5 protein-coding genes are annotated in these 9,010 nt (G+C 45.1%); 2 read left to right on the top strand and 3 right to left on the bottom strand.

The window, feature by feature from the left end; genetic code table 11:
* Positions 1-84 precede the first annotated feature (84 nt).
* Positions 85-2,382 carry a TonB-dependent receptor gene (locus tag MJ612_RS17990; protein WP_187033941.1) on the top strand — a complete coding sequence of 766 codons (2,298 nt, stop codon included), beginning with the start codon at positions 85-87 and terminating at the stop codon, positions 2,380-2,382.
* A 2-nt stretch (positions 2,383-2,384) separates the two neighbouring features.
* Here MJ612_RS17990 and MJ612_RS17995 read toward each other — a convergent pair whose 3' ends face one another.
* The 3 genes from MJ612_RS17995 to gcvP all read right to left on the bottom strand — a co-directional run bounded on the left by MJ612_RS17995 (position 2,385) and on the right by gcvP (position 6,725).
* Positions 2,385-3,002 carry a DUF4136 domain-containing protein gene (locus MJ612_RS17995; protein ID WP_187033942.1) on the bottom strand — a complete coding sequence of 206 codons (618 nt, stop codon included), beginning with the start codon at positions 3,000-3,002 and terminating at the stop codon, positions 2,385-2,387.
* Between the two features lie 81 nt (positions 3,003-3,083).
* Positions 3,084-3,371 (bottom strand): hypothetical protein, encoded by a 288-nt coding sequence (locus MJ612_RS18000; RefSeq protein WP_250419239.1) that lies wholly within the window; start codon positions 3,369-3,371, stop codon positions 3,084-3,086.
* Between the two features lie 435 nt (positions 3,372-3,806).
* Entirely contained in the window at positions 3,807-6,725 is a 2,919-nt protein-coding gene (gene gcvP, locus MJ612_RS18005; protein ID WP_187033944.1) for an aminomethyl-transferring glycine dehydrogenase, read from the bottom strand.
* A 282-nt stretch (positions 6,726-7,007) separates the two neighbouring features.
* Between gcvP and MJ612_RS18010 the strand changes: the two genes are divergently transcribed.
* On the top strand, positions 7,008-8,252 hold the full coding sequence (locus MJ612_RS18010) for an NAD(P)-dependent oxidoreductase (protein WP_187033945.1): 1,245 nt from the start codon (positions 7,008-7,010) through the stop codon (positions 8,250-8,252).
* The last annotated feature ends 758 nt before the right edge of the window (positions 8,253-9,010 follow it).

The following is a 9,010-nucleotide window of genomic DNA, read 5'->3' on the forward strand; positions in this document are numbered from 1 at the left end:
GAGCCTTTTTTCTTTTATACTTGCCCCTAAAATTATAAACATTGTGTGCGCCTGCACGTTCTCAATTCTGTTTTATACCTGCACATGAAAAAGCTTTTATTCTTCTGCCTGTTTATACTTTACCTGCCAGCAGCGGCTGTGGCCCAAACTATAGTTACCGGTAAGGTGTATCATGCACAATCACAGCAAGCTATAGCGGGCGCAGTGGTGCGTGCCAATACTGGCGAAACCACTCAAACAACTTCCGACGGTAGGTATCAGCTAACGGTATCAGCAGAGGCTTTATATTTTGTTATCTCGCATGTTGGTTTCGTGCCTGATACGGTAGCTATACTTAAAGACCAGCGAATTGAGTACATGACCCCGCTGCAGCCACAGCAAAACATGCTCCGGGAGGTACAGGTGCAGGGCTATGAAACCAACCGGCCCTTGTTGCAGACCGCAGGCGCCATAAGTATACTGGATAGTGAAGTGATACAGCGTACAGATGAGAGCTCGTTAGTGCGTGCCGTGAATACCGTACCTGGGGTAAGAATGGATGAACGCGCTCCTGCCAGTTACCGCATTTCTATCCGCGGGAGTACCTTGCGCTCGCCTTATGGTATCCGTAACGTGAAGCTATACTTTAACGGTATACCACTAACAGAAGCAAACGGTACCACAGCGCTTAATTTATTGGACGCAGCAAGTATAGGAAGTATAGAAATATTGAAAGGACCAACAGCCAGTGTGTATGGAGCCGGAACCGGCGGAACCGTTTTGCTAGAACCAAAGCGCGCCACCGTGGGCACAGAACTACAGGCTGGGGCAACTATAGGTTCGTATGGTTATCAAAAGTATAGAGCAGCAGCAAGTATAGGTTCGGCCAAAAGCAATGTATTGGTACAGTATACCCATCAGCAATACGATGGCTACCGCGAGCAATCTGCTCTGGACCGTAAGGTGCTGCTTATCTCCCCGGAATTCTACATTTCTGATAAGCAAACCATCAACTCCCACATTATCTACTCTGATTTATACTACGAATTACCGGGTGGTTTAACACTGGAGCAGTACAACGAAAACCCACGGCAGGCACGCGGCGGGGAGTTTGGCAGTGTGAAGCAAAATGCATCCATGAATCAGGAAAGTATAAATATTGGCCTGAAGCAAGAATACAAGTTTACAGATAACTGGAGCAACACTACTGCTGTTTATACTTCGCACCGCTTTCGCGATCATCCTTTTAATACTGATTATGAGCGTAATGCCAACCAGGAATATGGAGTGCGCAGCAGTCTAGAGTATAACACAACTATTGGTAGCGTAGGTGCTAGGTATATCTTTGGTGGGGAGTTTCAGCATGGGTTTGAAGCAGCCCGTACTTATGATAACAACAGTAGTGCGGTAGGTGCGCTGCGTACCGATGATGAAGTAACGGCTAAAACCGGATTTGTATTCGGGCAGGCAGAGTTTGAGCTACCCGCCGATTTTATACTTACCACAGCCCTTAGCCTGAACGATACCCAATATGAGATCATCCGGCTGGCACAGGCCACTTCAGGAAACTATACCTATACAAAAGATTTTGATGCCGTACTCTCGCCCAGAATTGCATTACTCAAAAGATTAACCAACCAGCTATCAGCACATGCAAGTATAAGCTCTGGCTTTTCGCCTCCTACCGAAGAAGAAATTCTGACATCAAATGGATCTTTGAATACAGCGCTGGAACCTGAGAAAGGAACAAATTACGAATTGGGTATCCGTGGCTACTCTTTACAAAACAGGTTGAGCTTTGATGTGGTAAGCTTTTATTTCAGGTTAAACGAAACGATTGTTAGCCGCCAGGATGCATCCAGTGTGGCTGTTTTCCGAAATGTTGGGTCTACATCACAAAAAGGTATAGAAACCGCATTAAGTTATACGTTTGTAGATGCGCCTGAAGATTGGTTGAGCCTGTTTAAAGTATGGGGAAGCTATACTTATAATCATTTTCGGTTTAAAGATTATACTATATACAGAGAGGCTCAGCAAAAAGAAATTGACCTGAGCGGAAACCACTTAACAGGCGTAGCTCCACACAGTGCCACAGTAGGTATAGATGCAGCAACTAATTTTGGTTTATACTTAAACGCTATAGCTAATTATGTTGATGATATCCCCCTGAATGATGAGAACACAGCTTATGCAGATAAGTATCTTGTTATAGGCACTAAAGCTGGTATCCGCAGAAGTATAGCAAAGCAACTGCAACTAGATGTTTTTGCTGGAGTGGATAACCTCACCGATGAAAAGTATAGCCTGGGTAACGACATGAATGCTTTCGGTGGTCGTTTTTATCAACCGGCTCCGGATCGTAACTATTATACGGGCATCAGTCTGAAGTATAGTTTACAGTAAAGTTATTGTGTAGTTACCGGAACTGGTGGATACCGCGACAGAATATTGGCTACCGCTTTATTTATGTCATGCTCCCCTACTGCACTAGGGTCAATTTCGGCTTCGTGCCAACCCCGCCACACAAGCTGGTTACTGGAAGCGTTAATTAAATCTACAACCAATGTGCCGGGCTGCATGTCGGTTATACTTCTAAATCCGGGTAATGCTCCTGTATTATACCTGTACCTGTAGCCATACCAGTAACTATAGCCATACCCAAAACCCGGAGCAAAGGCTGTGTCAGTTTCCGCTGCCTGGTTCGCCGGTAATGCTAAGTCATAAGCAATAATAAGATCAGGGGTAGTGTCTGAGGGGCGGAAGCCCAGTTTTACAAGTTCGCTTTCTACGGCTGCTTTTACCTGTTGGTCTATCAGGGTGCTATAAGTAAGACCGCTGTTTGTTAGCCTGGTAGGTAATTCGGCTTTATGCCAGGCGTAGGTTTGGTAAGATCCGAAATTGGCAGTCCGGTCGTAGCTGCTGCTAATAACTGGCCCAACTGTACAATCTGTGAGAAGCAGCAGCAAAAAGGCTGGAAGGAACTGCCGCAATAAGTGAAAGGTAATTCTTGTGGCGTGGTGCATTGCTTTGGAGTTTGTGGCGATATTTTTTCACTATACGCACTCCTGCTGCAATGGTAGCATAAGCCTGATGCTTATGCCGGATTATTTCTTTTTACGGAACCAGCTGCGCTGTTTAAGAGCACGCTCCTGCTCAATAAAAACTGTTAACTCCTGTGCCATTGTAGCTGTAGAAGTAGAAGTGTTTTCAACTGTAAATGGAGTTGCTGCAGGTGTTACAATCGCACCCTGAGCAGGCTGAGCAAAAATTGGAAGAACTGCAACATGAACTTTGGCAGCAGCTGTAGCAACTATACCACCTGAAGTAAGCATTGCTGCTCCTGATGGAGCTTGTGCAGCACCTTGAGCTAGTCTTAGGGCTAGGCTTCCCATAGTAGCTACTTGTGCTGACGCAGAAGTATAACTAAATACCGAAATTGTAATAAGAGTAAGTAGTAATACTGTTTTTTTCATATCATTTATAAATTTTTGTCTATTATTACGATTTGACGGTCGCAAAGTTATGGATTTTATATATACAAAAATCTAAATACCCTAATATTTTTTTAATATTTTTATTGGCAAAGTGATAAAAGTGCATTTAGTGTCCATAAACGCAGTTTTTGAATGCAAAATTTTTTTAAAAAAATTTCAAAAAAGTTAAATCTTGTGATTTAATGGCTAAACTTTTATTAAAAAAATACACTTTCTGTAGATTTACAACGATTAGTCGATGAATTTCAGGGCTTTGTCGATGAATTTTATAAAGGTGTTAAAATAAAAAAGCCTGACCACATGGTCAGGCTTTAGAAGTATAATTAGAATGGTTTAACCTACGGCTACCATTTCATTACCAGTTTCATTATATGCTTCTATTGGTGCGCAAGAGCAAACCAGGTTACGGTCGCCGTACGCGCTGTCGATGCGGCTAACAGTTGGCCATACTTTGTTGTCGCGCAGGAACGGCATCGGGAACACCGCCTTCTCACGAGAGTAAGGTCTTTCCCAGTTCTCTACCAGCACTACTTTCTGCGTGTGTGGTGCGTTCTTCAGCACGTTGTTCTTTTGGTCAGCTTTGCCCGCTTCAATCTCACGAATCTCCTCACGGATCGAGATCATCACGTCGCAGAATCTGTCCAGTTCTTCCTGTGCTTCAGACTCAGTTGGCTCTACCATCAGCGTGCCAGCTACCGGGAACGATACAGTCGGCGCATGGAAACCATAGTCCATTAAACGCTTAGCAATATCTTCAACCTCTACGCCATACTTCTTGAACTCACGGCAATCCAGGATCATCTCGTGTGCGCAACGGCCTTTAGAGCCAACGTAAAGTACAGGGTAATGCTGCTCCAGGCGAGCTTTGATATAGTTCGCGTTCAAGATTGCAATCTTCGTAGCCTCTGTTAAGCCTTCGCCGCCCATCATAGCTATGTAAGCATAAGAGATAGGCAGGATAGATGCAGAACCCCAAGGCGCAGCAGAAACTGCATTGATAGCATCCTTACGACCTAAATCAACTACAGCGTGACCCGGCAGGAAAGGAGCAAGATCTTTTACCACACCGATTGGGCCCATGCCAGGACCACCACCACCGTGAGGGATACAGAAGGTCTTGTGCAGGTTCAGGTGGCAAACGTCAGCTCCAATGTGTGCCGGCGAAGTTAAACCTACCTGAGCGTTCATGTTGGCGCCGTCCATGTAAACACGGCCACCGTTGTCATGTATGATCTGGCAGATCTCGATGATGCTCTCCTCATATACACCGTGTGTAGATGGGTACGTTACCATTAAGCAAGACAGCTCATTCTTATACTGCTCAGCTTTCGCACGCAGGTCAGCTACATCAATGTTACCTTTCTCATCGCACTTAACTATAACCACTTTCATACCGGCCATAACCGCAGAAGCTGGGTTAGTACCGTGTGCAGAAGATGGAATAAGTGAAATGTTACGGTGATGATCGCCACGAGACTCATGGTAAGCACGAATAACCATCAGGCCAGCGTACTCGCCCTGCGCACCTGAATTAGGCTGCAGCGATACCGCATCGAAACGGGTGATCTCGCATAGCCATGCTTCCAGGTCTTTAAATATCTGTGCATAACCTTTTGTCTGATCAGCTGGAGCAAACGGGTGCAACTGCCCGATCTCTGGCCATGTTACCGGAATCATCTCGGCAGTAGCATTCAGCTTCATAGTACAAGAGCCCAGAGAGATCATCGAGTGAACCAAAGAAATATCTTTATTCTCTAGGTGCTTCATGTAGCGCAGGATCTCGTGCTCAGAGTGGTGCTTGTTAAACACTTCGTGTGTCAGGTACTCACTCTTACGGATCAGGCTGTCAGCCCAGGTTACTTCAGTCTCTTCCGGCAGGGCATCTATAGTTAATACATCCGCAGACTTGCCGGCTACTTTCGCAAATACAGCAAGTATAGCCTTTACATCTGCCAGGTTTGTGTTCTGGTGAAGCGAGATACCGATGTTATTCTCACCGAAATAACGGAAGTTGATACCCGCTGCTTCAGCTTCAGTACGGATGGCCGTTTGCATGTCAGCACTTTCTACAGCTATCTTCAACGTATCGAAATACTGCTCGTTCTGCTGCTCAAAGCCTAATTCTTTTAAGCCTTTCTCTAACTGCTGCGCCAGGGCGTGTGTGTTAAGGCCGATATACTTCAGGCGACGTGGGCCATGGTAAACGGCATACATACCAGCAATAACAGCAAGTAGTACCTGTGCAGTACAGATATTAGAAGTAGCTTTCTCGCGGCGGATGTGCTGCTCACGTGTCTGCAGGGCCATACGGTAAGCTTTGTTACCTTCAGCATCCACAGAAATACCAATGATACGACCCGGAATAACACGTTTGAAGGTATCTTTTGTAGCAAAGTAACCTGCGTGCGGACCACCGTAGCCCATTGGTACACCAAAGCGCTGCGTAGTACCTACTACAGCATCAGCGCCCATCTCACCCGGAGGTGTTAATAATGTAAGCGAAAGGATATCGGCAGCAACAGCTACAAATGCTTCGTTAGCATGCGCTTTCGCGATAAAGTCTGTATAGTCGAAGATAGCACCATCGGCAGCAGGATACTGTACCAGGGCACCGAATAAGGTCTCATCAGAGAAGTCTACTTCGCGGTGGTCACCAATTACCAACTCTATACCGATCGGAATAGCACGCGAAAGCAGTACATTTATAGTTTGTGGTAATACCAGCTCTGATACAAAGAAGCGGTTTGCAGTTTTGCGTGCACCTTTACGGTTTGCAAAGAACATACCCATTGCTTCAGCAGCGGCAGTACCTTCGTCCAGCAACGATGCGTTGGCAATCTCCATACCTGTCAGGTCCATTACCATTGTCTGGTAATTGATCAGCGCCTCCAGGCGGCCCTGCGCGATCTCAGCCTGGTAAGGAGTATAAGCTGTATACCAACCCGGGTTCTCCATAATATTACGAAGTATAACCGGAGGTATAATCGTATCGTTGTATCCTAAGCCGATGTACGACTTAAATATCTGGTTCTGCTTCGCGATCTGCGAGAACTGGTTCAGGAACTCTGTCTCTGTCAGGGCTGCTGGCAGGTCCAGAGGTCTCTTAAGTCTAATGGCGGCCGGTACGGTCTCCTCAATCAGCTGGTCCAGCGAGTCTGCCCCGATGGTTTTAAGCATGTCCTGCATCTGCTCTTTGTCAGGGCCGTTATGGCGCTCCTTAAACACGTCTGCAGGTTTGGTTTTAAATATCATAACGATGAAATATTGATTGGGAACTTTGGGTTAATTTTTCAAAGTAAGTAAAAGGTAGTTAAGCCTTTTATGATTTTCCACAAAAGTAATAGTAATTGTTTTTATATTGAACCATGAAAGGTAAATACTTATGCGCACTTCCGGTGCCGTTTACACTATATATATTATATAAGTAGAACTTCAGACAAAAGTCTTCCGGCAGAAGTAGTTAATCATGTCTCCGATTTGTGGAAAGTATACAGCTTAACACTAAAAAGTAAAGAACAATTCAAGAACCTGCAGATGAATAAAGTTAAGATAGGCATTATAAAAGAAGGGAAAGTGCCTGTAGATAAACGGGTGCCACTAACACCAAAAAAGTGTGTGGAAGCCATGCAGGAGTTCCCGGATGCTACACTGGTTGTGCAGCCAAGTGAGGTAAGGTGCTTTTCTGATAAAGAATATGCTGAGCTAGGTATAGCGTTACAAAATGACCTTAGTGACTGCAATGTGCTGATGGGAGTAAAGGAAGTACCTGTTGAACTGTTGATCCCGAACAAAACTTACTTCTTTTTCTCGCATACTATAAAAAAGCAGCCCCACAACGCCAAACTGCTGCGGGCTATACTTGACAAAAAAATTACTCTAATAGATTATGAGCTGCTGACCGACAAAGAAGGACACCGTGTTGTGGCTTTTGGCAGATATGCCGGAATAGTGGGTGCATATAATGGTATACTTACCTATGGCAAAAAGCATAAACTCTTCGACCTTAAACCAGCCTACCTTTGCCACGACATGGACGACATGCAGGAAGAGTTTTTTAAAGTAAAGCTTCCTCCCATTAAAATAGCAGTAACCGGAGGCGGTCGTGTGGCAGGTGGTGCCATGGAGGTACTTAATAAAATGGGGATCCGGAAGGTAAGTGTGTTCGATTACTTATATAAACAGTTCACAGAGCCGGTTTATGCACAGTTACACTCAGGAGATTATAATGTAAGGCCAGATGTGGAAGTATGGGACTCGCCAGATTTTTACGCCAATCCACACTTATATAATAGTACCTTCCGGAAATTTACGAAAGTAACAGATCTGTTAATGGCCTGCGCCTACTGGAATCCAAAAGCACCAAAGCTTTTCACAGAAGAGGAAACTAGTCAGGCAGATTTTAAAATAGACACCATTGCCGACATCACCTGTGATGTAGATGGATCTATACCTACAACAAAGCGCTCTACCACTATACCAGACCCTGTTTATGACTACAACCGCAAAACAGGAGAACTAGAGTCAGCTTATACGTCAAAAGATAACATAACTATAATGGCGGTAGACAACCTCCCATGCGAACTACCTCGCAATGCCTCCCGCGATTTTGGACGCAATATTATAGATTATGTATTCCCACAGTTCTTTAACAACGATGAGGGCGGTATGTTGGAGCGCGCAACAATAGCCAGGGATGGAGAATTAACTCAGAAATTCAAATACCTGCAGGAGTATGCAGGTAGTGCAGTGAATGTGAAAGAGGAGCAGGAGAAAGTATAGAACGAAAAGCTATAAAGAATGATCCATCCAAAACTTAATAATTAGGAGCTGTATCATCAAAAAAACCTTTCACGTGCGGGAACTTCCGTGCCTGGACTGGCTGTTACTACTCTGCGTCCGGCCAACAGGGCCGGGGACAAGCTACCGGAAGAAGAGCCCGTCAGCTGCAGCGGAAACTGCTAACAGGGGCTGCAGGAAATTTTTCCACCACAGTTTCAGCCACTTAAGCAGCTTGAATAAAAAAGGTTGGCTACAGGTGTTGCAAAGAGCAAAGAAACAGCTACTTTTGCAACCCGTTCAGCAGGAAGGGTAGGAAAGAAAGGGTAGGAAAAACAAGAAAGCTGTTAGCGGGGAATCCCTTCTATGTTCTTTCAGGCGGTCTTTAGGGCAGCCGGCCGCTGAAAAAAAACTTTCAAAAACTTTCTGCCAGTACTTGCAAACATCACCTGAACGGTGTTACCTTTGCAACCCGGTTCTGACAGAGAGCCGCCGCCGCTGACAGCGGAAAGCTTCTAGCACGCCATGAGTTTGCAAGAGTTATAGGGGCTGAAAAAAAGAAAAAAAATTACGGGCAGGGTATTGCAGATTGTAAAAAGCTTCTTACCTTTGCACTCCCAATCGGACAGACGGTCGGAAGGGAAACAAAAACAACACAGTATATAACACAGGGTTATTGACAGAATAGCCTGCCTGCTTAATAGCAGGGCACTTTCAACAAAGCTTTCCGCACGACAGGTGTGGTAGGTAGTTGAGAAAAG

This window comes from Pontibacter deserti (genome assembly GCF_023630255.1).
Classification (GTDB): domain Bacteria; phylum Bacteroidota; class Bacteroidia; order Cytophagales; family Hymenobacteraceae; genus Pontibacter; species Pontibacter deserti.